A 24,281-nucleotide genomic window follows, 5' to 3' on the forward strand; every position below is an offset into this window, starting at 1 on the left:
CACCACGCGCGACCTGCTCAGCGCTCATACCCTGCGACAACAACCGCAACGCCCGACGACGCTCTGCAGACAAATCTCGCAACACAACCTCCACGGTTCGTGTTGCACCCACCGCCTGAACCAGCCGAGTTGCGCGGTAGATCCCGTTCCAAAGTAGGTAAGTCAGGCAGCGATCGCCGGTTCGGGTCCCGGGCCGTACTGGTTGGGTCCCTGGCTCTCACCCACGCAGAAGATGACCAGCACGATGGTCCCGATGATCGGGATGAAGTGCAGCCACCACCACCAGCCGGTGCGTCCGACGTCGTGCAACCGGCGCACCGTCACGGCGATGAACGGGGCGATCAGCGCCAGCGCAAAGAGCCCCAGGAGCAGCACGATGATCGCGCCGGGGGCCTTGCTCTCATCGAACGCGCCCTGCGCTGCGCCCAGCACCGCGTCCACGATGAACCACAGCAACGCGAACCACCAGAACTCGGCTTTACCCGCGCGGCCGGACAACGTGAATTACTTGCTGAAGCAGGTGCGGATCGCCTGGGAGAATGACATGACCGAATTATGGTGGCAGTCACGTGGTGGAATCGGGAGATGCCGATCAACGCCGACACCGTGTCCGCCATCCGCGCCCTCGCCGACCGCGCGGAACACGCGGACGGGGTAGCGCCCTTCTCGGAGGCGACCCGGCTGGCGCTGCCGGATGCCACCCCCGACCACGCCCCCGCAGGTACGCCGATCGCGCACCTGACCTTCGACCCCACCGAGCAGCTGCTGGCGGCCGGGATCGTCCTGCCGGACGGCAGCGCAGAACTGGTCGTCGACCCGGAGCACCGCCGCAAGGGTTTGGGCACGGAGTTGCTGTCACGCATCCTGAGCCAGCATCCCGACGCACACGTCTGGGCGCACGGCGATCTGCCCGGTGCCCACCCGCTGGCCACCGCGGCCGGCCTGCGCCGGATCAGGACCCTGCTGAAGCTCGCCCGACCGGTCGACGGTGATCCTGAAATCACCGATCCTGCTGTGCCGCAAGGTTTTTCGTTGACAACCTTTGACACCGACCGAGATGCGGAGGATTGGTTGGCCCTGAACAAGACCGCCTTCGACTACCACCCCGAGCAGGGCCGGATGACGATGGCTGATCTGCAGCAGCGCATCGCCGAGCCGTGGTTCGATCCACACGGCCTGCTGCTACTGCGTGATGGCGAAGGCCGCCTGGCCGCATCGCACTGGACCAAGATTGAACCCGCCGAGCCCGCCGAAGGGGAGGTCTACGTGGTCGCTGTCGACCCGGCGTACCAGGGGCACGGCCTGGGCAAGTTCATCACCGCAGCGGGGCTGGCCCACCTGCGCGACAAGGGAGTTGACCGCATCTCTTTGTACGTCGAGGGGGACAACGACGCGGCGCTGGCGACCTATCGCGGACTGGGTTTCACCCCCGCGGCGGTCGACGAGCAATACGCCCGCTGACATGGCCACGACCGCCTGACACGATAGGGACCATGTCGACCGAACCGTCTGCCAGCGAAGCGTCCCTCACCCGGCTCTCGCAGCGGGTCCAGCATCGAGCGCGCGGTGCCAACGGCCGGTTCATCAGAGTCGCAACCCCAGTCGTGCAACCAGGCGACACCGATCTGCCCGACGACCGGTTCCTCGACCGGGAGATCTCCTGGCTGCAGTTCAACGAGCGGGTCCTGCAGTTGGCCCAGGATCCGGGCGTTCCGTTGCTCGAACGCGCCCGGTTCCTCGCGATCTTCGCCAGCAACCTGGACGAGTTCTTCATGGTGCGGGTGGCCGGCCTGAAGCGCCGCATCGCCACCGGCCTCGCGGTGCGCTCCGCGTCCGGTCTGGAGCCGCGCGAGGTGCTGGATGAGATCTCCCGCGCTGCCCACCAGTTGATGGACGCACACGCCGGCGTCTTCCAGGTGCACATCCGCCCGGCACTGGCCGATGAGGGGGTGCGCATCCTGCGGCCGGACGAGTTGACCGAGACCGATCGTGAGCACCTGTCCACTCTCTTCCGCCAGCAGATCTATCCGGTGCTGACGCCGCTGGCGGTCGACCCGGCGCACCCGTTCCCCTATATCTCCGGCCTGTCGCTGAATCTCGCGGTGATCCTGATCAACCCCAAGACCGAGCGGGAGCACTTCGCCCGGGTCAAGGTCCCCCCGTTGCTGCCGCGACTACTCAGGTTGCCGACCGCCGAGGGCGACGACGACCTCTACGACGCACGGTTCGTCACCCTCGAGGACGTCATCGCCGAGCACCTGCAGCACCTCTTCCCCGGGATGGAGGTGCGCGAGCACTTCACCTTCCGGGTCACCCGCAACGAGGACCTGGAGGTCGAGGAGGACGACGCCGAGAACCTGCTCACCGCGCTGGAGAAGGAACTCACCCGGCGCCGGTTCGGTCCGCCGGTCCGCCTCGAGGTCGCCGACGACATCGATGACCACGTCCTGGACCTGTTGGTCCGCGAACTCGGTGTCCACGACGGTGAGGTGTACCGACTGCCCGAGCCGCTGGACCTGACCGGCCTCAACGTCGTGGCCGACCTGGACCGCAGCGAGTTGCGCTGGCCGCCGTTCGTGGCGATGACCCACCCCGACCTGGCGCCGGTCGAGCGGTCCAGCCAACCGGACGTCCTGGCCGCGATGCGCCGCGGGGACGTGCTGCTGCACCACCCCTACGACTCGTTCTCCACCTCGGTGCAGGCCTTCCTGGAGCAGGCCGCCGCCGACCCCCAGGTGCTGGCCATCAAACAGACGCTCTACCGCACGAGCGGCGACTCCCCCATCATCGACGCCCTCATCGACGCCGCCGACGCCGGCAAACAGGTCCTGGCCGTCGTCGAGATCAAGGCCCGCTTCGATGAGGAGAACAACATCTCCTGGGCCCGGAAGCTGGAGCGCGCCGGTGTCCACGTCGTCTACGGGATCGTGGGGCTGAAGACGCACGCCAAACTGTCGATGGTCGTGCGCCAGGAGGGCGATACCCTGCGCCGCTACTGCCATGTCGGCACCGGCAACTACAACCCGAAAACCGCTCGCCTTTATGAAGACCTGGGTCTGCTGACCTGCGATCCGGAGGTCGGTGAGGACCTGTCACGCCTCTTCAACCAGTTGTCGGGCATGGCCCCACGCAGCAAGTTCAAGCGACTGCTGGTTGCCCCGCGCTCGATGCGCAACGGCCTGGTCGAACAGATCGATCGCGTCATCGCGGCCAAGCGGGAAGGCAAGGACGCGCGGATCCAGTTCAAGATCAACTCATTGGTCGACGAGCAGATCATCGACGCGCTCTACCGCGCCTCCCAGGCCGGTGTCCCGGTGGACATCTTCGTCCGCGGCATCTGCGCCATCCGTCCCGGCGTCGACGGACTGTCCGAGACCATCCGGGTGCGCTCGGTGCTCGGCCGCTTCCTGGAACACTCCCGGATCTTCCGGTTCGCGGTCGAGGGCGAGGGCGATGTCACCTACATCGGTAGCGCCGACATGATGCACCGCAACCTGGACCGGCGCGTCGAGGCGTTGGTGCGGATCAGTTCACCCCGGCACCTCAGCGAACTGGCCGGCCTGATCGACAACGGCATGTCCGATGCCACCTCCTCGTGGCACCTCGGTGGCGACGGGTTGTGGGAACGACACAATCTGGCACCGGACGGCCAGCCCCTCGCTGATCTGCAGGCGGGGCTCATCGCGGAGTACAGCAAGCGCCGCCGCCGGGCCCGTCGCCGGTGACCGCGCAGACCGATCGCCCCCGCATCGTCGCCGCGGCAGGAACCCTGCTGTGGCGCCGGGTCGACCACTCCGCGGGTATCGAGGTCGCGCTGGTGCACCGGCAGCGGTACGACGACTGGTCCTGGCCCAAGGGCAAGCTCGACCCGGGTGAGGGCTGGGTCGAGGCTGCGGCCCGCGAGACCCGTGAGGAGACCGGCCTGCGACCCCGCGTCGGGGTGCCCCTGCCCAAATCGGTGTATTCGATGCCCCGCGGCGGCGTCAAAGAGGTCCGCTACTGGGCCGCGCAGTCGGTAGCCGGCAAAGGGCGACTGACGCACGAAGTCGACGAAGTGGCCTGGTTGAGCCCGCGCGCCGCCCGCGAGCGCCTCTCCTACGAGCGGGACGCCCGGCAGTTACAGGCGCTGTTGGAAGCCGACGGACGAGGTGAGTTGGAGACCTGGCCGTTCATCGTCGTACGCCATGGGGAGTCGGTCGGACGCAAGCACTGGAACGGGCGGGACATCGACCGTCCCCTCGACGGTGAGGGGCGCGACCAGTCCCGGCGACTGGTCGGGGTGTTATCGGCGTACGCCGTGCCTCGCGTGATCAGCTCCCCCGCCAAGCGCTGCATGGGCACAGTGCGCCCCTTCGCCGGTAGCCAACACCTTCCCATCGAGCGGCGAAAACGCTTGTCCGAGGAGGGTTTCGAGGCCAACCCGGGCCGCGCGGGCGCGATCGCCAAGCACCTCCTGGACCGAGGGGCGACGGTTGCGGTCTGTACTCACCGGCCGGTGCTGCCGGCGATCCTGGACGTACTCGCCGACCGCGCGCGAGCCGACTCGACAGCGCAGCGCACCCTGCGGGAACTAGCCACCGATGTCGCCGCCGATGCGATGGACAAGGGCGAAGCACTGATCTGCCACGTCGCCGGGGCCGGGGACGCTGCCGTGGTCGTCTCGGTCGAGCGCAATCGCCCGGCGCACACGCCTTGACTCTTCCTTGACCATCCGTTCAACGAGACCTCACTCACAGGCCGCCTAGCTGACATCAAGGCGCCGCGATTCATTCATTCTCCGTTCACCTTTCGCACCGGATCTGGTCACCCGCCATCCCTACCGTCAGGTCACGACGCCGGGTTCCACCACGCCCGTCGCCGGCAGCGCACGGTCGACACGCCCGTGCCGACCTAGAGAGGTAACTGACTTGAAGATCACCCGCATCGGTCGCGCCGGGAGCGTGGCCGTCGTCGCCGCCCTCGCCCTGGCCGCCTGTGGCAGCGCGAGCAACGACACCAACACCAGCGCCGCCCCCGGCGGCACCGGCACTGGCACCGGTGGCGGAGCCAGCGACTGCTTCACCGGCACCCTGAAGGGCGAGGGTTCCACCGCCCAGGGCAACGCGATGGACCAGGCGATCGCCAGCTTCGGGCAGAAGTGCTCCGGCGCCAAGGTCTCCTACAACGGCACCGGGTCCGGCGCCGGTGTGACTGCGTTCATCGCCAAGAATGCCGACTTCGCCGGTTCCGACTCCGCGCTGAACGCTGACAAGGGTGAGCCCGACAAGGCCAAGGCCGCGTGCGGCTCCGAGGCCTGGAACATCCCGATGGTCACCGGCCCGATCGCCGTCGCCTTCAACGTCAAGGGCGTCGACAAGCTGAACCTGACCGCCAGCACGATCGCGAAGATCTTCAGCGGCGCGATCACCAAGTGGAATGACCCGGAGATCGCCAAGGAGAACTCCGGTGTCTCCCTGCCCGACACCGCGATCAGCGTCTTCTTCCGCTCGGACTCCTCCGGCACGACGGACAACTTCACCAAGTACCTCAACACTGCGGCCAAGGCCGACTGGCCGGCCGAGCACTCCAAGTCCTGGACCGGCAAGGTCGGCCAGGGCAAGGCCAAGAGCGCGGGTGTCAGCCAGGCGGTCGCGTCGACCGACGGTGGCATCGGTTACGTCGAGTGGTCCTACGCGATCACCAACAACCTGAAGATGGCTTCGGTCGACAACGGCTCCGGCCCGGTCGAGCTGACCGCGGACTCTGCGGGCAAGGCCGTCGCGGCCGCGAAGATCGATGGCAGCGGCAACGACCTCAAGCTGAAGCTGGACTACGCCACCAAGGAGGCCGGGGCCTACCCGATCATCCTGGTGACCTACGAGATCGTCTGCTCCAAGTACCCCAACGCCAGCACCGGCAGCGCCGTCAAGGCGTTCCTGAGCTACATGGCCAGCAACGACTTCCAGAGCACGCTGACCAAGGTTGGTTCGGCGCCGCTGCCGACCGACATCCAGAGCAAGGTCCAGACCGCGGTCGCCGCGATCTCCTGATCTAGCTGAGACAGGCCCGCGAAGTGCAAAAATGGCACCTCGCGGGCCTGTTCCCTAGGAGAGTTCATTTCCCATGAGTTCGATCACTGGCCGTTCGATCGTCGACGAAACCCCCGAGCCGGGAGGGCGTTCGCCGCTTGACGGTGACAACGCCTCGACCGGCCGGCTCGGGGACAAGGTCTTCGCGTTCCTGTCCACCGGCGCCGGGGTCACCGTCGTGGCGTTGGTCATCGCGATCGGACTGTTCCTGCTGTGGCAGGCGATCCCCGCGCTGCTGAAGAACCACGCGAACTTCCTGACCTCCACCGACTGGGTGACCTCACCGCCCGGCAGCATGAGCTTCGGTATCGCCTCGCTGCTGTGGACCACGGTGGCGACGTCCGCCGTCGCCCTGGTGATCGCCGTACCGTTCTCCATCGCGGTCGCGCTGTTCCTGACCCACTACGCGCCCAAGTGGCTCGCCCGCCCGGGTGCGGCGCTGATCGACCTGCTGGCCGCCGTACCGTCGATCGTCTACGGGTTGTGGGGTCTGCTGATCGTGGCGCCCTGGTCGGAGCCGTTCCAGAACTTCCTGGCCGACAAGCTCGGTTGGATCCCCATCTTCGCGCCGGTCGCAGGCGTGTCCGGCGGTACCACCATCTTCCTGGTGGGTGTCGTGCTGGCGATCATGATCCTGCCGATCATCACCGCCGTCTCCCGCGAGGTGTTCGCCCAGACGCCGACCACCCACATCGAAGGCGCGCTGGCGCTCGGCGCCACCAAGTGGGAGATGATCCGCACCGCGGTCCTGCCGTTCGGCAAGCCCGGCGTCATCAGCGCCTCCATGCTCGGCCTGGGCCGGGCCCTCGGTGAAACCATCGCCGTGCTCTACATCGTCTCCTCGCTGCCGGTCGGCGCGAAGTGGACGGCCTCTCTGTTCAACGGCGGTGAGACGTTCGCCTCCAAGATCGCCAATGACGTCTCCGAGTTCGGAACCCCGCTGCAGACCGGCGCCTACATCGCGGCCGGCCTGGTGCTGTTCATCCTCACGTTCCTGGTCAACGCCATCGCGCGGATCATCATCGAGCGCCGGAAGGCGTTCAGCGAATGACCGCCCAGCGCCGATCACTTCGATTCGCAGACAGCCGATGAGTAAGGACGAACCAATGGCTGCCATCTCCTCCGACGCTGTCCGCCCCAAATCGAGCATCGACCTCAGCCCGAAATCGGGCAGTCGTGCCGCGAAGAACGTCATCGCGACCTCCGTGATGTGGGGTGCCTTCCTCCTTGCCCTGGTGCCGCTGGCCTGGATCTTGTGGATCGTGCTGTCCCGCGGTCTGCACGTGATCCTGAGCCCGACCTGGTGGATGAAGGACCAGTCGGGTGCGGGTGCCCCTGCCTTCGACACGAACGTCCGCGGTGGCCGGCACGCCATCATCGGCACCCTGATCATGTCGGGAGTTACCGCGGTCATCGCCATCCCGATCGCCGTCCTGACCGCGATCTATCTGGTCGAATACGGCCGCGGCAAATTGGCCCGCGCGGTCAGCTTCATGGTCGACATCCTGTCCGGTGTGCCGTCCATCGTCGCCGCGTTGTTCCTCTACGCGGTGTGGGTGACCACCTTCGGTCTTTCCCTGATCCCGGTCGTGGCGTCCCTCGCCCTGGTGTTGCTGATGATCCCGGTCGTCACCCGCTCCACCGAGGAGATGCTCAAGCTGGTTCCCAACGAGTTGCGCGAGGCGTCCTACGCGCTCGGTGTGCCCAAGTGGAAGACCATCACCCGGATCGTGTTGCCCACCTCGTTGTCGGGCATCATCACCGGCGCCCTGCTGGGTCTGGCCCGGGTCATGGGCGAGACGGCGCCCTTGCTGCTCCTTGCGGCCTACACGCAGTACCTCAACCAGGACCCGTTCAGCGGGTCGATGGCCGCCCTGCCGACGATGATCAACTCGCAGCTGGCCAACATCAACGTGCCGATAGCCGCCGACCGCGTGTGGGGCGCCGCCTGCACCCTGATCGTGCTGGTGCTGGCCATCAACCTTCTCGGCCGGTTCGTCGGCCGATTCGCCAAAGTCAAGAACTGAGCTAGGAAGCACTCATGGCAAAACGCATCGACGTCAAAGACCTCAACGTCTACTACGGCGACTTCAAAGCCGTCGAGGGTGTCACGATGACGATCGAGCCCCGCTCGGTCACCGCGTTCATCGGCCCGTCCGGCTGCGGGAAGTCCACGTTCCTTCGCACCCTGAACCGGATGCACGAGGTCATCCCGGGCGCGCACGTCGAAGGATCGGTCATGCTCGACGACCAGGACCTCTATGCCCCCGGTGTCGACCCGGTCGGCGTACGCCGCACGGTCGGCATGGTCTTCCAGCGCCCCAACCCCTTCCCCACCATGTCTATCAAGGACAACGTCACCGCCGGTCTTCGCCTCAACGGGATCAAGGACAAGAAGAAGCTCGCAGAGGCGACCGAGGAATCGCTGCAGGGCGCCGGGCTGTGGGACGAGGTCAAGGACCGTCTCGACAAGCCGGGCGCCGGGTTGTCCGGCGGCCAGCAGCAGCGGCTGTGCATCGCGCGGGCGATCGCCGTCAACCCGCAGGTGCTGCTGATGGACGAACCGTGCTCAGCGCTGGACCCGATCTCGACGCTGACCATCGAGGACCTGGTGACCAAGCTGAAGGACGACTACACGATCGTCATCGTCACCCACAACATGCAGCAGGCCTCGCGGGTCTCGGACAGGACGGCGTTCTTCAACCTCGCTGCCACCGGCAAGCCGGGCAAGTTGATCGAGATGGACGACACCCAGACGATTTTCAACAACCCGACGGAGAAGGCGACGGAGGACTACATCTCCGGTCGCTTCGGGTGACGACGCAGCGTGCAGCGCAGGTTGTCGACGAGGCGTAAGCCGAGTCGGCGGCCGTAGCGGAGCGCAAGGAGTCGACCAGTTCAATTCGGTTAAAGGACAACGGTCAGGGCAGCGGCAGGTCGCCGACCTTCTTGGTGTCGGTGGCGCCCACGTGCACTTTGCCCTTGCCGTCGCATTCGGCCCGGTGCTCGCGGGCTTCCTCACGGGCCTTGTCCCGTGACCGGCGGGCCCGGCCGCGCCAGTCGCAACTGGTGCAGTAGCCGAACGTGAAACTGCCGACGTCCTGAGCCGGCGGGTCATCCTTCGCCTTGCCCTTCAGCGGCAGCTCGACGACTTCGTGCTCGCTGCCACCCTTCCTCCCCTTGGAACTGCTCCCCTTTGCCACAGCAGCATCATGCCTCGCAGGACTGCGCCACGACTACGTGGGTCACGTGACCCACACCATGCTCGCCCGTTGGGAACATCTGGCCGGCACCAGCGGTTAGGGTGAGTGTGCGTCGGGCCGCGGCAGCCCCGGGTCCCAACATAAGCCGCTACGAGCGGCCTCGCGCCGTGAGGCGCTCCCGGCCCGACGCAGCTACTTTTAGTCCAGGCGCCCGTTACGCCAGGCCGCGGCACACCGCGTCAGATCCTGCGCCGTCGACAACAACGCCGCCGCACTACGGGTTTGCGCGCTCGCCAGGGTGTCATCGACCCCGTCGTGATCGTCGGCCCGGTGCGCCCGCCCGATCGAGATCACCCGGCAGAAGGCCGCGGCTCGCTCCAACGCGACAGCCAGGTCGCCATCGAACACTCCGGTCAGGATCGCGTCACTGAGCGTGACCATCGCGGCAGGATCGGGTGGTTCGGACGCGCCGGCGACCGCGTGGGACACCGACGCGTGCGCCAGACCGCTGCGGTAGTCGGCCGACAATTCCACCGGGTTGCGCTGCACCCACTCACGCAGTACGTACATCCGCCACAGGCACCCCGGCAGGCTCACCGCGGGTTGCGCCGACCACAAAGCGGCCACTGTCGACAGGCCAAGTTCGTCGACGAGATGGACCAGGCGGGTGGTCAGTTCGGGATCATGCTCGGCCCGCCCGGTCCCTACGAGCACCGCCGCGGTCTCATGGGCGACCTCACTGACATCTGCTGGGTCGACATTGCCGACGAAGGCATCGAACTTGCCAAGACCCGTCGGGGTCGGCCGGCGCGGTCGGCGCTCATCCTCGCTCACCACCTCAGGGTAAGTGATCGAATCTGTTGAGACCTTGGACCAGGATGATGGCTTGCCCAGAGTGGTCGGAGGCCAGCAGATCGACGTACCCGTCAATGCCCCAATCCCGGTCCCCCTGCGGGTCTGCGATCACCTGGCGCACCAACCAGGCCTCGGACTGCCGCTCGACCTGCAGGTACGACGAGTTACGGGCGTCCGCGTCCGTCACGATCTCCTCGTGCTCGGCGTAGTAGGCGCCCAGATCGGACCGCCAGGCCTCGGCGTCCATGACCGGCTCGACGGGCGGGTCGGTGAGGGCGGGCAGGTTGGCCTCTAACGCGAGCAGCCCGTCGACGTCCCGTCGGGCGGCCAGTTCGAGCCGACGCCACATCGCGTTGCGTACGCCGATCTCGAAAGCCTTCGTCGCGGTGAACCGTCGCGGGGGTGGCGGGGGCCCGCCGACCTGTGCGCCAGCCGCCTCGGAGGGATGCAGCAGGGCCTCCCACTCATCGAGCAGACTCGAGTCGGTCTGGCGCACGGTCTCTCCGAGCCACTCGATCACATCAGTCAGTTCAGGGGTCTTGCGCGCGTCCGGCACGGTGTCGCGCAGCGTCCGGTAGGCATCGGACAGATAACGCAGCACCACGCCCTCGGAGCGGCCGATCTGGTACTGGGCGATGAGATCGCCGAAGCTCCAGGCGTTTTCGTACATCTCCCGCACAACAGACTTCGGTGACAGCGCTTCCAGTGGCACCCACGGCTGGGCGGACCGGTAGGTCTCGAAGGCCGCTTCGAGCAGCTCGGCCAGCGGCTGGGGCCAACTGATCTCCTCCAGCAACTCCATGCGCTCGTCGTACTCGATGCCGTCGGCCTTCATCTGACCGATCGCAATGCCGCGGGCCTTGTGGCGTTGTGCCAACAGGATCGGTCGCGGGTCCTCCAGGATCGCTTCGATGACCGAGACCACATCAAGCGCGTAGTCCGGTGCCGTCTCGTCCAGCAGGTCCAACGCCGCCAGGGCGAACGGCGCCAGGGGCTGGTTCAGCGCGAAGCTGTCCTGCAGCGCGGTCACCAACTCCACCTGCCGGCCGTCGGCCAGGGGCTGGTCGAGTCGACGCACGACCCCACTGGCCAGCAGCTCGCGGTAGAGCGCGATCGCTTGCCGGGTCAACCGGACCTGTCGGCGGGTGTCCTCGTGGTTGTCGCGCAACAGTCTTCGGACCGCAGTAAACGGATCGCCCTCGCGGGCAATGAGATTCAGCATCATCGAGTGATTGATCTGCATCCGCGACTGCAGCGGCTCGGGCTCCGCGGCGACCAGTTTGTCGAACGTCTCCTCCGACCAGATCACTTCTCCCTCAGCGGGTTTGCTGCGCTGCACCTTGCGCAACTTCTTGGCGTCGTTGCCTGCGCGGGCCACCGCTCGCGCGAACTCGATGACGTGCTCCGGCGCCTGCACGATCACCGTTCCCGAGGTGTCGAAGCCAGCCCGGCCCGCGCGACCGGCGATCTGATGGAACTCACGGGCTTTGAGGATGCGCTGCCGCGACCCGTCGAACTTCGCCAGACCGGTGAAGACGACCGTCCGGATCGGCACGTTGATGCCGACACCGAGGGTGTCGGTTCCGCAGATGACCGGCAGCAATCCTTCCTGGGCCAGCTGCTCCACCAGACGGCGGTACTTGGGCAGCATCCCCGCGTGGTGCACGCCAATCCCGTGACGCACCAACTGATTCAGGGTCTTGCCGAAGCCGGCGTTGAACCGGAAGTCGACGATCCGGGCCGCGATCGCCGCCCGCTGCTCCTTCGTCGCGACCGGTGTGGTCAACAGGGACCGGGCCTGCTCCAGTGCCGCAGCCTGGGTGAAGTGCACGACGTACGCCGGGGCCTGGTCGGTCTTGATCAACTCCGCCAACAGCTCCGGCAGCGGCTCCACCGACCAGGCGTAGGACAGCGGCACCGGTCGATCGACCCCGGTGATGGTCGCGGTGGGACGACCGGTGCGGGCGGTGAGGTCCTCCTCGAAACGGGTCACGTCGCCGAGCGTCGCGGACATCAACAGGAACTGCGCCTGCGGCAACTCCAGCAGCGGCACCTGCCACGCCCAGCCTCGGTCCGGTTCGGAGTAGAAGTGGAACTCGTCCATGACGACCAACCCCACGTCCGCCGTACCCCCCTCGCGCAGAGCGATATTCGCGAGGATCTCGGCGGTGCAGCAGATGATCGGCGCGTCCGCGTTGACGGAGGCGTCGCCGGTGATCATGCCGACGTTGTCCGCACCGAAGATGCTGACCATCTCGAAGAACTTCTCGGAGACCAGTGCCTTGATCGGCGCGGTGTAGAAGCTGACCCGGTCCGCGGCCAGCGCCATGAAGCACGCCGCCTGCGCCACCAGTGACTTACCGGATCCCGTCGGGGTCGCCAGGATCACGTTGGCGCCGCTGAGTAGCTCCAGCACCGCCTCCTCCTGGTGGGGGTACGGCGTGAGGCCGCGCTCGCGCACCCAGGCCGTGAACACGGCGTACAGCGCATCGGGATCGGCAGGTGACGGGATCGCGTCGGTGAGGGTCATCACCACCCATCATCCCTTCCCACGTGGTGCAACCCCGATCTGGTCGCGCCGGTCCGCCAGATAGGCGCGTAGCCGCAGCGCCGCCGGGGACAGGGTGGCGGGGTCGGCGCACACCAGCGCGATCTGGCGTCGGTACGTGCCGCCGGCGAGCGGGATCTCGACCAGCCCCTCATGGCGGAGTTCAGCCGGCGGCAGCAGGGCGACGCCCAGACCCTGGGCGACGAGGGCGCGCAGCGTCTCGATCTCGCTGCCCTCGAAAATGATCCGGGGTCGGAACCCCGCGGCCAGGCACCACTGATCGGCCAACCGACGCACGGAGTACGTCGTGGGGCCGGCGATGAATGCTTCGTCGGCGAGTTCGGCGATGCGCACGCTGCGTCGTTTCGCCAGCCGGTGACGGGCACCCACGTTGAGTTGGAGGTATTGGTAACCGAGGGGGACGACATCGAGGTCGTCCGGTGGCGGAGTGACGATCGCCAGGTCCAGACGGCCGTCGCGCACCTCATCGAGCATGGCGCCGCCGTGACCCTGGTGCAGGATCAGCCGCACCCGCGGCGCTTCGGCGTAGAACCCGGCCAGCAGCGCAGGTGTGCTGCGCGGGCCGACGGTGAGGGGGAAGCCGAAGCGGACCAGGCCGGACTCCGGATCTGCCTCGCCGCGCAGCCGGGCGAACTCCCGATCCAGGTCATCCAGGACGCGGCTCAGTCCCGGCAGCAGGCTGCGGCCCGCAGGGGTGAGAGCCATCCCGCGTCCGTGCGGCTGCACCAGGGCCTGCCCGAGCACGCGTTCGAGAGTCTTGATCCGGCGGCTCATCGTGGACTGGGGGATGCCGAGTTCCGCGGCGGCGCGGGTGATGTGGCCTTGTTCAGCGGCAGCCTTGAACGCGGCCAGCTCCGGTGCCAACGTCGTCAACTCATCCACTTGCTGATGATATCGGTGCCATTCCATCATTGGACGGAACGACCACCACCGGGGTACACCAGAACGGTGAGCAACCAGGACCTCTTCACCCGCGGGTCGGCGCCCTACCGGCGGCTGATGATCGCCGTGTTCCTGGTCGGCATCGCGATCTTCCTGATGATGTACAACACCCAGGGCCTGCTGCCGCAGATCGCCGCGACCTACGGCAGTTCGGAGACCGATGCCAGTTGGACCGTGTCGGCGACGACACTGGGGATGGCGATCGGTTTCATCCCGCTGAGCACCGTGGCTCTGCGCCGCGGCTACTTCGTGAAGATGACCGCGTTCCTGCTGGCCGCGACCGCCGTCGGTCTGCTCGTCCCCTTCGCACCGACGCTCGGCTGGTTGATCGCCGGCCGCTTCGCCCAGGGCTTCCTGATCTCCGCGGTGCCCGCGGCTGCCCTGGCCCTCATCGCTCACCGCGTGGACCCGATCGCCGTTGTCGACGCGACCGGAATCTACCTGGCAGGCAACACGATCGGTGGATTGTTGTCCCGCGTGCTGCCGGGCCTGTTGACCGATGTGGCCAACTGGCAGGTCGGCCTGTTCGTGATGAGTGCGGTGTGCTTGGTGTGCGGAGTTCTCCTACTCTTCCTGCGCCCCAAGCCGCAGCCGGGCACGGACGGGCCGGTCGTCGTACCGGGAGCCGACGTGCGGATGCGGCAGGCCGCGCGGGACTCGCTGCGCACCCCCGGCGTGTGGGTCTGGTGCGCCACCGGCGCACTGCTGATGTGCTGCTTCGCCGCCGCATACACCGCCCTCGGAGTGCGCGTGCAACAGGCGCCGTTCAACCTGTCCGCGGGGCAGGCCGGCGCGATCTTCCTGCTCTACGTGATCGGCACCATCGCTACCGCGCGCACCCGGGTGGTGGTCAGCAGGTACGGCGCTCGCCGGACGGTGCTGGGTGCCATCGCCCTGCTCGTGGTCGGGTTCGCGTTGACGTTGTCCGGGTCATTGCTGGTGATCCTGATCGGAGTCGCGATCATCACGGGCGCGTTCTTCATCGGCCACACGACAGCTTCCAGCAGCGTGTCGTTGCTCGCGCCTCCGCACGCCCGGTCGACCGCGTCAGCGCTCTACCTGACGGCGTACTACGTCGGCAGCAGTATCGGATCCACCGGCTCCACGACGCTGTTCGTGCACGACGGGTGGGCGGCGGTGGTGATCGGCGCCGTCGCAGCGCTGGCCGTTGCCGCCGGGCTGCATCTGCACGCGTCGCGCAAGACGGTCTCCGTCGTCGCCGCCCAGCATCACATCACGGCGAACTGATCACTGCGTCCGTGCTGTTGGGCGCGAACTGGGGTAGTGCGTGACTGAGCCAGAGCAGCGCGTGCGGGTAGGCGGCCATCCACACGGAGAACCGGTGTCCTGCATCCGGATAGGTCACCGAGGTCACCGCCATCGGGGGCTTGGCGTACTTCACGAACTGCTGGCTGCGGGGCCCCGAGAGAGTGTCCTTGCCGGAGACCTCGATCCAGACCGAGATCGGCGGCGAGTGGTGCTCGGCGGTTGCCAGCACGTTGTACTTCGCGGGCGTCTTCTTGAACGGGCGCCACTTGCCCCACAGCGGTTGGAAGTATCCGCCGAGAACGATGGCAGCGCCGTACGTCTGAGGATGCAGGGTGGCCGCCATGATCGCGCACCAGGCGCCCGCGCTGTACCCGATGGTCGCCCAGCCGTTGCGATCAGCGGAAGCCCGGAAGTGCTGCACGATCCACTCCGGGATCTCCTTGGTGAGCCAGGTTTCCATTTCATACCGGCCGCCACCGTTCACGCACTCAGTGTCGAGCCCGCCCGGTGTCACCTCCGGGGAGACGACGATGGCCTGGTTGAGTTCATGCTCGGCGGCCAACTGACCGATCGTCTCGCCCAGGTGAGCCACCTTGAACCACGAGTTGTCGGTGGCCGGAATCCCCTGGAATGCCTCGATGACCGGGAAGGTGCGGGTCTGCTGTGCGGGATTGGTGTACGCCTGCGGCAACCAGACCTTGACCTCGCCGACCGCGCCATCGCCACGGCCGGGGATCTGCACGGTGACCTCCTGGCCACCCTGACCCGGGTCGGCTATGAGGTGCAGCGAGGCCTGTTCGTGCTTGCGCTCAGCGCCGTAGCGATCCTCGGCGGTGCGGTTCGTGGCGGCCTCTTGCGCGGGGTTGAAGTTGCGCACCGCCATTCCCGCCTGCTCCACGGTCCCCGCCGGCAGGCCGTTGCCGACCAGGTCGTTGCCGAGGTCGGCCCAGTCCGCGTACCAGTCGTTCTGGGCGTTGAGGGTGGCGGCGACCGCGAGGACCGCGAGGGCACAGGTCACGACCTGGGCAACAAGCCGGATGACGAAGGTGAGGGGATTGCGTTTGGTCAGTTGGACCCCCAGCACCACTGATCCGATGATGGCCAGAATCGCCACGATCCAGCACAGCGCAACCAGTGCGCCACTATCCGGTTCCACGTTGACCGCCCTTCCGCGTCGCGGACAGCGTGCCTCGTTGATCTGGACGTTTCCTGGACGTCTGCTGTGGGCGCTTCCAGGCTGTTGTCTGCGCCTGGAGTGCCGCCTCAAGTGCCGCCTCGATTGTGCCCGTACGACGTGCGCCGACTACGCTGGCCCGGCACGGTGAGCGGCGCTGGGAGCCCGCGATCGCCGTACGGGCCTCTAGCTCAATTGGCAGAGCTGCGGACTTTTAATCCGTAGGTTCCGGGTTCGAGCCCCGGGGGGCCCACCCTCAGTGTTTCATCAACGAATTCAAGTGGAGGCTGAGACTCCATGCCTGGCTACGTCCATGTGACCGGCGCCCTGGTGGGGTTTCCGGAGAGACCTTTCCCTATCTGCTTCATATCCCCGGTCGGCCTGACTCTCGAGGCGGAGGTTCTGGAAATCGCGAAGATCTCGGATGCGGACGGGCGATGGAGTCTGCTGCTCACGCCGAACGCGAAGTACAACATCTCCGTGCTCACGTATCCCGATCGAGTCTTCCTCGGATCCACCGAGATATCTACATCGGACAGCCCTCTGCGTGGCGTTGAAATTCAGGTCGACCCCCTGAGTTCTGACAGCTGATAATCGTTCCCGCACACCTCGAAAATGGGGTCAGGTTTTGGGGTACGAACAACGCGACCCACTCACACCTGGTGGCCAGGTTGCGACAACGGCAAGAGCGTCGGCGAAGAGGGCTGGCGCTAGACCGCGAGGCGGCGGAAGGTGCTGCCGTGGAAGATCAGCGGATGCGCGGCCTCATCGATGTCCAGATCGTGCACCTTCAGCAACACGATGAAGTGATCGCCGGCCGGCACGACCTGGTGCACCGAGGTTTCGAACCACGCCGAGGCCCGCTCGATCAGCACGCCACCCTCGGGCGTCTGCTGCCAGTCCAGTTGCGCGAACCGGTCAATTCCCTTGGTGGACAGCACCGTTGTCTCGTGCTCTTGGTCCGCTGACAGCACGCTGACGCCGAGCTTGGTCGCCCGCTCCAGCACCGGCCAGGTTGTCGACGTCTGCGCGACACATACTGAGACCAGGGCAGGATCCAGCGACACCGACGTGAAGGAACTCGCCGCGAGGCCGTGCGGCACGCCGTCCACGATCGCGGCAACCGCCGTGACACCGCTTGGAAAGGCCCCGAAGACCTGCCGCAGGCGGGCCGTGTCGAAGGCCGGGCGTGGCCGACCATTAGTGATGTCGTACACGGTCATGCCGCTGCCTTTGCCTCGAGACGGGCCCGGATGCGCTCCAGCACCGGCTCTTCGTATTGCAACCACGCCGCCAACTCCGGGGAGTCCTCCCAGGTCTTGTCGATGATGAACAGGCCGCGGGTGGGGCTCGAAGCGCCCAACTCCGCGAGAACCGGCTTGAGGAACACCTCCGGGGCCAGCGAGTGCCGCAGGTCGCCACCGAGGAGGACCGGGATTGCCGTGACCTCGCGTAGCGCACCACCGCCGATCCGGTCGAGGAAGAGCTTGAGCAGACCGGTGTAGCTGCCTTTGTAGGTCGGACTCGCGAAGACCACGACGGTGGCTTGCTGCACCTGCTCCACCGCCGCCGCGACGTCCGCCGAGGACCAGTCCAGCAAGTCCGCGCCGAAGTCGACCAGGTCGATCACCGTGTCCGCCGGACGGCCGGCCACCTTCTCGGCCACGAGCGAAGCAGCCGACAGCGTCCGGGACTTGGGCTTCGGATTGCCTACCACCACAACAACGCTCATCGCTGCTGCCACTCCTTCGCCAGTAGTTCCAGGGACCGCACGCGGTCCGCATGGTCGTGCGTGATGGTCGTGATCAACAGCTCGTCGGCCTGGGTCGCGTCGCGCAGAGCGGCCAACTGGTCGGCCACCTTCTCCGGCGTCCCGACGAACTGCGTGTCCACCCGGTCGGCGACCAGGGCCGCATCCTCCGGCCCCCAGGGCAGCTCCCGTGCCTCCTGCGTGGTGGGGAATTGGATGGCCCCCTGTGCGGTGCGGATCGACCGCACCCAGGGTCCGTACCCGGCCGCCAGATCCCTTGCGGCTTGGTCGTCCTCGGCCACGACCACATCTGCCGAGACGATGACGTACGGCGCCCCGAGCGTTGCGCTCGGAACGAACGCCTCGCGGTAGGCGGCGACCGCCTCCAACACCCCGGACGGCGCCACGTGGTAGTTCGTACCGAAGCGCAACCCGTTGGCGCCCGCGACGTGGGCACTCTCCCCCGCACTGCTGCCGTGGATCCAGATCTGCAGATCGGCGCCCTCACCCGGGATCACGTGGGCCTCTTCACCGTTGTCGGCCCGGTACGTCCCAGCGATGAGGGCCAGGATGTCCGCGACCTGCTCGGTGTAGGGCTGCGACGTTGCCCCGGGCTGCTTCAACAGCGCCTGCGACAGCGCGATCCGCGGTGAGCCCAGCAACTGCGAGTAGTCGAAGGCCGGCGGGATCACCAAGCCGTTATCCAGGATCTGCCCCTCCGGATGCTCCGGCGTGCGGGTCTCCGAGCCCGGCGGCTTCCCGCCAGAACGGCCCAGCCCGAGGTCGAAGCGACCCGGGTGCAGCGCATCCAACAGGCCGAACTCCTCAACCGTCGACAGCGCCGTACGGTGACCCAATTGCACTGCGGCCGAACCCAACCGGATGTTCGAGGTCGCACCGGCCACCAACGCGAGCACGACGGCCGGCGAGGTCCCGGCTACCCCGGGGTTGAGGTGGTGCTCGGCGAACCAGTAGCGGGCGTACCCGAGCGACTCCGCACGCTGGGCGAGGTCGATGCTGTTGCGCAGCGCCTCCGGTGCCGACGATCCGGTCGAGATCGGCACCAGATCCAGCACCGATAGTGGCGTGCTCACGAAGCAACCCCTCGCACGATGCCCTGCTCGGTCTGCGGGCGCAGTCCGAGATTCTCCCGCAACGTGCCGCCTTCGTAGTCGGTGCGGAACACCCCGCGCTCCTGCAACAACGGCACCACCTGGTCGACGAACGGCGCCAGACCCTCGGGGGTGATGTGCGGCACCAGGATGAAACCGTCGCTGGCGTCCTGCTGGACGTAGTCGTTGATCGTGTCGGCGATGGTCTGCGGGGAACCGATGAAGTTCTGCCGCGCAGTGACCTCGATGATCAGTTCCCGGATGGACAGGTTCTCTGCCTCGGCCTTCGCCCGCCAGGAGCGAGCAGTCTCCAGAATGTCGTCGTGCCGGCGGACGCTGGCCCGACCACGCGCGATGGTGTGCTCGCCGAGGTCCGGATCCTCCTGCGGCAGTGGACCATCCGGGTCGTAGTGGGACAGGTCGCGGTTCCACAGCTGCTCCAGGAACCGCAGCGCGGTCTGCCCGCTGACCTGCTGCCGACGCACCTCGTGCGCCTTCTCCTGCGCGTCGGCATCGGTATCGCCCAGGACGAACGTCGCGGCCGGCAGGATCAGCAGGTCATCGCGGCGACGGCCGTACTTCGCCAGCCGCCCCTTCACGTCCTCGTAGAAGGCCTTGCCGTCCTCCAGCGTGCCGTGCCGGCTGAAGATCGCGTCGGCCGACGACGCCGCGAACTCCCGGCCGTCGTGGGAGTCGCCGGCTTGGAAGATGACCGGGCGGCCCTGCGGCGGCGACGGCACGTTGAACCGGCCGCTGATGTCGAAGTGGTCGTCGTGGTGACCGTAGGCACCGGCGTCGGCCCGTGCCACGAACTGCCCGGAGTCGGGGTCCGCCAGCAGATCCGACGGTGCCCATGAGTCCCAGAGCTCGGCGGCCGTCTGCAGGAACGTCCGGGCCCGCTCGTAGCGCTGGTCCTGCGGCAGGAAGCCACCGCGGCGGAAGTTCTCACCGGTGAACGCATCCCAGGAGGTCACGACGTTCCAGGCCGCGCGCCCACCGGACAGGTGGTCCAATGACGCGAATTGCCTTGCCACGTCGTAGGGCTCGTTGAACGTCGAGTTGATCGTGCCGGTCAGTCCCAGGTGCTCGGTGACGGCGGCGAGCGCCGCGAGGATCGTGAAGGTGTCCGGCCGACCGACGACATCCAGTTCGTAGATCCTGCCGTTCTGCTCCCGCAGCCGCAGGCCCTCGGCTAGGAAGAGGAAGTCGAACTTCCCGCGCTCGGCGATCTGCGCGAAGCGCTTGAAGGAGTCGAACTCGATGTGGCTACCCGCCTGGGGGTCGCTCCACACGGTCGTGTTGTTCACGCCGGGGAAGTGCGCGGCGAGGTGGATCTGTTTGCTCATGTCCGGTGTCCTCTCAGGCGGCGTAGCGGTTGGCGGGCCGGGCCAGGCCGAAGTGCCCGCGCAGGGTCGTGGCGTCGTACCCGGTCCGGAACGCTCCGCGGCGTTGCAGTTCAGGCACCAGAACGTCGGTGATCTGGGTCAGGTCGTGCGGCAGCGCACCCGGACGCAGGCGCACGCCGTCCAGGCCGGCGGACTGCCAGTCCAGGATCAGATCGGCGAGCTCGTCTGGTGTACCCACGAATACCGTTGCGTCACTGCGCAATTCATCCCCGTTACGTACGTCGAGTCGCTCCTTGCGAGCGGTAGCGGCGGCGTACGTGTCGTCCAGGAAGACGACGATGTCGCCGAGCAGGTGGACCTCCCCCGCGGTCCGGCCGACCTGTGCCGTGGCGGCGCGGACCGCGGTGGAGATGTTGTGGGCGTCCGCAGCATCGGTCGGGGTGACGAAACCCAGATCCGCACTGCGAGCGAGCAGTTCGTACCCGGCCTGCTGGTGCACCAGCAACGAGACCAGTGGTTGACCCTGGGGCGGTCGCGGCGTGATCGACGGGCCCCGCACACTGAACTGCGCTCCTTCGAAGTCGATGTAGTGCAACTTCTCCCGGTCGACGAAGCGCCCTGTCTCGACGTCGCGAATCTCCGCGTCGTCCTCCCAGCTGTCCCAGAGCCGCCGCAGCACCTCGATGTAGTCCTCGACTTCCGCAAAGAGGGTGCGGGTCAATGCCGCGGGCACGCCATCCCCGGGCAGTTCCGGTGCGGGACGGCGCCCGACGTTGGCGTACTCCTGCGGGCTGATACTCGAACGCACTCGCACACCGGCACGACCGGTGCTGACGTAGTCCAGAGTTGCGATCGCCTTGGAGACGTGGAACGGCTCGGTATGCGGAGCCACCACCGTCGGCAGCAGACCGATGTGCGAGGTGGTCGGTGCCACGCGGGCCGCGACCAGGTTGGCGTCCAACCGGCCCCGGACCCGGTCGGTCCGGTCGCTGGCCGCCTCGTGGTGGTCAGCCTGCTGGCTGAAGCCGTCCTCGATCGTCACCAGATCGAGCAGTCCCCGCTCGGCCTGTTGCACCAGATCGGTCCAGTAGCGGGCGGTGAACAGCTCGCCGGGCCGGGCATCGGCCTCCCGCCAGGCGGCGGGGTGCCAACCGGCGCCGTCGAGAGCTACGGCCAGGTGAAGGTCAGACATGGGTGTCCCATCTCTCGGTGCACGGCGGGTTGGTGCCGCCATGCACATCGCGCTTGCACGTCCGGTCGGACGTACCGGGTCATCACCTGGAGCACCCCACCGCGTAGGAGGGTTGCCGGTCAGCAAGCCAGGGCTTGACGCTGACACTCATAACCATTTGTGAGGCTAGAACAAAGCAGCCGTAATGTCTAATCCCTACATCCAGAGTGGGATATATCCGGTCTCGCAGGGCGCCAGAAGCAGGTCTAACGCGGGAGCCAGGCGTCCTCGACGTCGTTGAGCCGGCGCACCTTCGCCGGCAACGACCCGGTGAGCAACTGCTGCAGCGTCACCTCGTCCAGTACCTGTCGCAGGCTGGACCGGACGGCCACCCACAGGTCGGGCAGGTGGCTGGCCACCCCGCCGTACGTCGTCTCATGCGGCCGCAGGCCCCGCACCTCCGCGAGGGGCCCGTCCACGGCCCGCAGAATGTCACCGATCGCGATCTCGGAGGCCGGCCGGGCGAGGGTGTAGCCGCCGGCGCAGCCACGCTGGGTGCGCACGATTCCGGCCCGGCGCAGGTCGCCCAGGATGGCCTCGACGAACTTGCGTGGCATCCCTTGGTCCTCGACGATCGCGTCGATCGTCAGCAGGTCCGGAGCGCGGGCCGCCATCTCCAGGGCAGCACGCACGGCGTAGTCACTTTTCGCCGAGATCTGCACGGCCATCCTCCGTCAACGCAGGGTTCTAACGCCAGCCTAACCGTCTCCGCCAACACCCATCGGATCACTAGGCATTTGCCATGCCGCGACGTTTGACCTAACCTCACGTTTGGTTATGAGCGTCAGCGACAAGCCCTGGCTTGCTGACCGGCAACCCTCCGCGGCGGTGGGGTGCCCCAGGTGACGACCCGGTGAGCCAACCCGGCCCACAAGCGCATGCCATCGCAACCGGCATCGTCCGAATGCGATTGATCCGGAAGGTAATTCGATCATGACCCTGCTCGATGCCGACGCGTCGACCGACACCTCGCGGACATCGTCTGTCGAGAACGGCGACCCGTTACGCACCGCGCGACTCGTCTCGGCACCCCGACCCGGCCGATGGTTCGCGGCCGCGGTTGTCGTCGTACTCGTCGCGATGTTCATCAACACGCTGATCACCAACGAACGCTTCCAGTGGGGCATTGTCGCGCAGTACTTCACGGCGCCCTCGATCCTGCGCGGGCTCGGCCTGACCCTGGCCCTGTCGGCGTCGGTCTTCGTGGTCGGCTATCTCTTCGGGATCGCCCTGGCCGCGATGCGGTTGTCCAGCAACCCGATCCTGCGCAGCGTGAGTTTCACCTTCGTCTGGATCGTGCGCTCGGTGCCGGCGATCGTGCAGGTGCTCTTCTGGTTCCAGCTCGCCTCGCTCTACCCGCGACTGTCGATCGGCATCCCGTTCGGCCCGGAGTTCGCCTCCGTGCAGACCGCGAACCTGTTCTCCGGGATCATCGCCGCCTTCATCGCGCTGACCCTCGACGTGGCCGCCTTCTCGGCCGAGGTCGTGCGTGGCGGGTTGCTGTCGGTCGACCGCGGTCAGACCGAGGCCGCCGAAGCGCTGGGCCTGTCTCGTCGCCGGATCTTCCGCCGGATCGTGCTGCCCCAGGCCATGCCGGCGATCATCCCGGCCAGCGGCAACCTGGCCAACGGGATGGTCAAGGCCACAGCCATCGTCAGTGTGATCGCGGTGCAGGATCTGCTCTACTCCGCGCAGTTGATCTACAACGACAACTTCCAGGTCGTGCCACTGCTCATCGTGGCGACGCTCTGGTACATCATCATCACCACTGCCCTCTCGGTGCTGCAGTACTTCATCGAGCGGCACTACAACCGCAGCCACCGGCGCGAGGTGCGCTCGCTGCGTGAGGTGTTCCGCTCCGGGCTGCCGCTGCTGCCCTACCGCAGCAAGAACGCCCGGATCGACGCGGGGGTGGGCGCATGACCGCCACCGCGACGACCGGCCGGCTGCGTGAAGTCGGCGACCCGCTGCTGCGAATCCGGGGGCTGCACAAGGCCTTTGGGTTGCAGACCGTTCTGGAGGACATCGACCTCGACGTGCACACCGGGGACGTGACCGTGCTCATCGGCCGCTCCGGATCGGGCAAGTCAACCCTGTTGCGGTGTATCAACCACCTGGAGAAGCCGGACGGTGGCTACGTCGAGATCGACGGGCAGATCATCGGCTACCGGGAGCACCGCGGCCGGTTGGTCGAACGCCACCAGCGCGAGATCACCCGCCAGCGCGCCGACCTCGGCATGGTCTTCCAGCAGTTCAATCTCTTCGGTCACCTGACCGTGCTGGAGAACCTGATCGAAGCGCCCGTGTCCGTGCGCGGCGTGTCCCGCACCGATGCTTCCCGTACGGCGTCCGACCTCCTTGCGCGGGTAGGCCTCGCCGGCCGTGAGAACTCCTATCCGTCGCAGTTGTCCGGGGGTCAGCAGCAGCGGGTCGCCATCGCTCGCGCGCTCGCGATGCGCCCGCGGCTGCTGCTCTTCGACGAACCCACGAGTGCTCTCGACCCGGAGCTGGTCGGCGAGGTCCTCGCGGTGATCCGCGACCTCGCGGCAGACGGCATGACGATGACGATCGTGACCCACGAGATCGCGTTCGCCCGCGAGGTGGCCGACACCGTGGTCTTCCTCGATGGCGGTCACATCGTCGAGAAGGGCTCTCCTGCAGAGGTTCTCGATGACCCACAGGACTCCCGCACGCAGGCTTTCCTGTCCGCAGTCCTGTAGCGGGACCGCTCCGACCGATTCCCCCCTCCCCGGCACCACACC

General features: G+C 67.1%; 23 protein-coding genes, 1 tRNA gene and 2 riboswitches. Of the genes, 12 read left to right on the top strand and 12 right to left on the bottom strand.

The features are described 5' to 3' along the window. Positions 1-162 precede the first annotated feature (162 nt). Positions 163-498: a DUF805 domain-containing protein gene (locus AZH51_RS18215; RefSeq protein ID WP_291526284.1), complete on the bottom strand. Its 336-nt coding sequence runs from the start codon at positions 496-498 to the stop codon at positions 163-165. Positions 499-585: 87 nt separating this feature from the next. On the opposite strand from AZH51_RS18215, the gene mshD reads away from it, so the two are divergent. From mshD to pstB, 7 genes are all read left to right on the top strand, one after another. After that, a complete protein-coding gene (gene mshD / locus AZH51_RS18220) occupies positions 586-1,461 on the top strand; it encodes a mycothiol synthase (RefSeq protein WP_291526285.1) in 876 nt (291 codons plus the stop codon). A 32-nt stretch (positions 1,462-1,493) separates the two neighbouring features. Then, on the top strand, positions 1,494-3,725 hold the full coding sequence (locus AZH51_RS18225; RefSeq protein ID WP_291526286.1) for an RNA degradosome polyphosphate kinase: 2,232 nt from the start codon (positions 1,494-1,496) through the stop codon (positions 3,723-3,725). Beyond that, positions 3,722-4,696 carry an NUDIX hydrolase gene (locus AZH51_RS18230; RefSeq protein WP_291526287.1) on the top strand — a complete coding sequence of 325 codons (975 nt, stop codon included), beginning with the start codon at positions 3,722-3,724 and terminating at the stop codon, positions 4,694-4,696. Before AZH51_RS18225 ends, AZH51_RS18230 begins: the two co-directional genes overlap by 4 nt. A 211-nt stretch (positions 4,697-4,907) precedes the next feature. Next, entirely contained in the window at positions 4,908-6,029 is a 1,122-nt protein-coding gene (gene pstS, locus AZH51_RS18235) for a phosphate ABC transporter substrate-binding protein PstS (RefSeq protein ID WP_291526288.1), read from the top strand. Between the two features lie 73 nt (positions 6,030-6,102). Beyond that, a complete protein-coding gene (pstC, locus tag AZH51_RS18240) occupies positions 6,103-7,119 on the top strand; it encodes a phosphate ABC transporter permease subunit PstC (protein ID WP_291526289.1) in 1,017 nt (338 codons plus the stop codon). Between the two features lie 55 nt (positions 7,120-7,174). Then, positions 7,175-8,095 carry a phosphate ABC transporter permease PstA gene (gene pstA, locus AZH51_RS18245; protein WP_291526290.1) on the top strand — a complete coding sequence of 307 codons (921 nt, stop codon included), beginning with the start codon at positions 7,175-7,177 and terminating at the stop codon, positions 8,093-8,095. A gap of 14 nt (positions 8,096-8,109) precedes the next feature. Further along, the gene (gene pstB, locus AZH51_RS18250; protein WP_291526291.1) at positions 8,110-8,886 is read left to right on the top strand and encodes a phosphate ABC transporter ATP-binding protein PstB; all 777 of its coding nucleotides are present in this window, start codon (positions 8,110-8,112) and stop codon (positions 8,884-8,886) included. A 103-nt stretch (positions 8,887-8,989) separates the two neighbouring features. On the opposite strand, the gene AZH51_RS18255 is transcribed toward pstB, so the two are convergent. The 4 genes from AZH51_RS18255 to AZH51_RS18270 form a co-directional block, all read right to left on the bottom strand. Further along, on the bottom strand, positions 8,990-9,271 hold the full coding sequence (locus AZH51_RS18255; protein ID WP_291526292.1) for a hypothetical protein: 282 nt from the start codon (positions 9,269-9,271) through the stop codon (positions 8,990-8,992). 198 nt (positions 9,272-9,469) lie between these two features. Then, complete coding sequence (locus AZH51_RS18260) at positions 9,470-10,105, bottom strand: hypothetical protein (protein WP_291526293.1); 636 nt, start codon at positions 10,103-10,105, stop codon at positions 9,470-9,472. A 4-nt stretch (positions 10,106-10,109) separates the two neighbouring features. Continuing rightward, positions 10,110-12,656: an RNA helicase gene (locus AZH51_RS18265; RefSeq protein WP_291526294.1), complete on the bottom strand. Its 2,547-nt coding sequence runs from the start codon at positions 12,654-12,656 to the stop codon at positions 10,110-10,112. Between the two features lie 9 nt (positions 12,657-12,665). Next, complete coding sequence (locus tag AZH51_RS18270; RefSeq protein ID WP_291526295.1) at positions 12,666-13,577, bottom strand: LysR family transcriptional regulator; 912 nt, start codon at positions 13,575-13,577, stop codon at positions 12,666-12,668. 66 nt (positions 13,578-13,643) lie between these two features. Between AZH51_RS18270 and AZH51_RS18275 the strand changes: the two genes are divergently transcribed. After that, the gene (locus AZH51_RS18275; RefSeq protein ID WP_291526296.1) at positions 13,644-14,885 is read left to right on the top strand and encodes an MFS transporter; all 1,242 of its coding nucleotides are present in this window, start codon (positions 13,644-13,646) and stop codon (positions 14,883-14,885) included. Here AZH51_RS18275 and AZH51_RS18280 read toward each other — a convergent pair. Beyond that, positions 14,872-16,062 carry an alpha/beta hydrolase-fold protein gene (locus AZH51_RS18280; RefSeq protein ID WP_291526297.1) on the bottom strand — a complete coding sequence of 397 codons (1,191 nt, stop codon included), beginning with the start codon at positions 16,060-16,062 and terminating at the stop codon, positions 14,872-14,874. The two genes, AZH51_RS18275 and AZH51_RS18280, sit on opposite strands and share 14 nt — an antisense overlap. Before the next feature lie 198 nt (positions 16,063-16,260). Between AZH51_RS18280 and AZH51_RS18285 the strand changes: the two genes are divergently transcribed. Further along, positions 16,261-16,333: transfer RNA gene (locus AZH51_RS18285), tRNA-Lys, on the top strand. Between the two features lie 44 nt (positions 16,334-16,377). Then, complete coding sequence (locus tag AZH51_RS18290) at positions 16,378-16,671, top strand: hypothetical protein (protein ID WP_291526298.1); 294 nt, start codon at positions 16,378-16,380, stop codon at positions 16,669-16,671. 119 nt (positions 16,672-16,790) lie between these two features. Here AZH51_RS18290 and AZH51_RS18295 read toward each other — a convergent pair whose 3' ends face one another. The 6 genes from AZH51_RS18295 to AZH51_RS18320 form a co-directional block, all read right to left on the bottom strand. Next, complete coding sequence (locus tag AZH51_RS18295) at positions 16,791-17,303, bottom strand: flavin reductase family protein (RefSeq protein ID WP_291526299.1); 513 nt, start codon at positions 17,301-17,303, stop codon at positions 16,791-16,793. Then, positions 17,300-17,812 (bottom strand): NADPH-dependent FMN reductase, encoded by a 513-nt coding sequence (locus AZH51_RS18300; RefSeq protein WP_291526300.1) that lies wholly within the window; start codon positions 17,810-17,812, stop codon positions 17,300-17,302. Before AZH51_RS18300 ends, AZH51_RS18295 begins: the two co-directional genes overlap by 4 nt. Then, on the bottom strand, positions 17,809-18,924 hold the full coding sequence (locus AZH51_RS18305; protein WP_291526301.1) for an LLM class flavin-dependent oxidoreductase: 1,116 nt from the start codon (positions 18,922-18,924) through the stop codon (positions 17,809-17,811). The genes AZH51_RS18300 and AZH51_RS18305 overlap by 4 nt, the downstream gene beginning before the upstream one ends. After that, complete coding sequence (locus AZH51_RS18310; protein WP_291526302.1) at positions 18,921-20,288, bottom strand: NtaA/DmoA family FMN-dependent monooxygenase; 1,368 nt, start codon at positions 20,286-20,288, stop codon at positions 18,921-18,923. The genes AZH51_RS18305 and AZH51_RS18310 overlap by 4 nt, the downstream gene beginning before the upstream one ends. Positions 20,289-20,301: 13 nt before the next feature. Next, positions 20,302-21,480: an LLM class flavin-dependent oxidoreductase gene (locus AZH51_RS18315; protein WP_291526303.1), complete on the bottom strand. Its 1,179-nt coding sequence runs from the start codon at positions 21,478-21,480 to the stop codon at positions 20,302-20,304. Between the two features lie 44 nt (positions 21,481-21,524). After that, positions 21,525-21,635, bottom strand: a riboswitch (SAM riboswitch). A 90-nt stretch (positions 21,636-21,725) separates the two neighbouring features. Continuing rightward, positions 21,726-22,187, bottom strand: a complete 462-nt coding sequence (locus tag AZH51_RS18320) for an Rrf2 family transcriptional regulator (protein ID WP_367188075.1) — start codon at positions 22,185-22,187, stop codon at positions 21,726-21,728. 105 nt (positions 22,188-22,292) lie between these two features. Further along, positions 22,293-22,402, top strand: a riboswitch (SAM riboswitch). A 50-nt stretch (positions 22,403-22,452) separates the two neighbouring features. Here AZH51_RS18320 and AZH51_RS18325 point away from each other — a divergent pair. Continuing rightward, positions 22,453-23,442: an amino acid ABC transporter permease gene (locus AZH51_RS18325; RefSeq protein WP_291526304.1), complete on the top strand. Its 990-nt coding sequence runs from the start codon at positions 22,453-22,455 to the stop codon at positions 23,440-23,442. Further along, on the top strand, positions 23,439-24,239 hold the full coding sequence (locus tag AZH51_RS18330; RefSeq protein ID WP_291526305.1) for an amino acid ABC transporter ATP-binding protein: 801 nt from the start codon (positions 23,439-23,441) through the stop codon (positions 24,237-24,239). Before AZH51_RS18325 ends, AZH51_RS18330 begins: the two co-directional genes overlap by 4 nt. The last annotated feature ends 42 nt before the right edge of the window (positions 24,240-24,281 follow it).

The sequence above is a fragment of the Branchiibius sp. NY16-3462-2 genome, assembly GCF_001594145.1.
Lineage (GTDB): Bacteria > Actinomycetota > Actinomycetes > Actinomycetales > Dermatophilaceae > Branchiibius.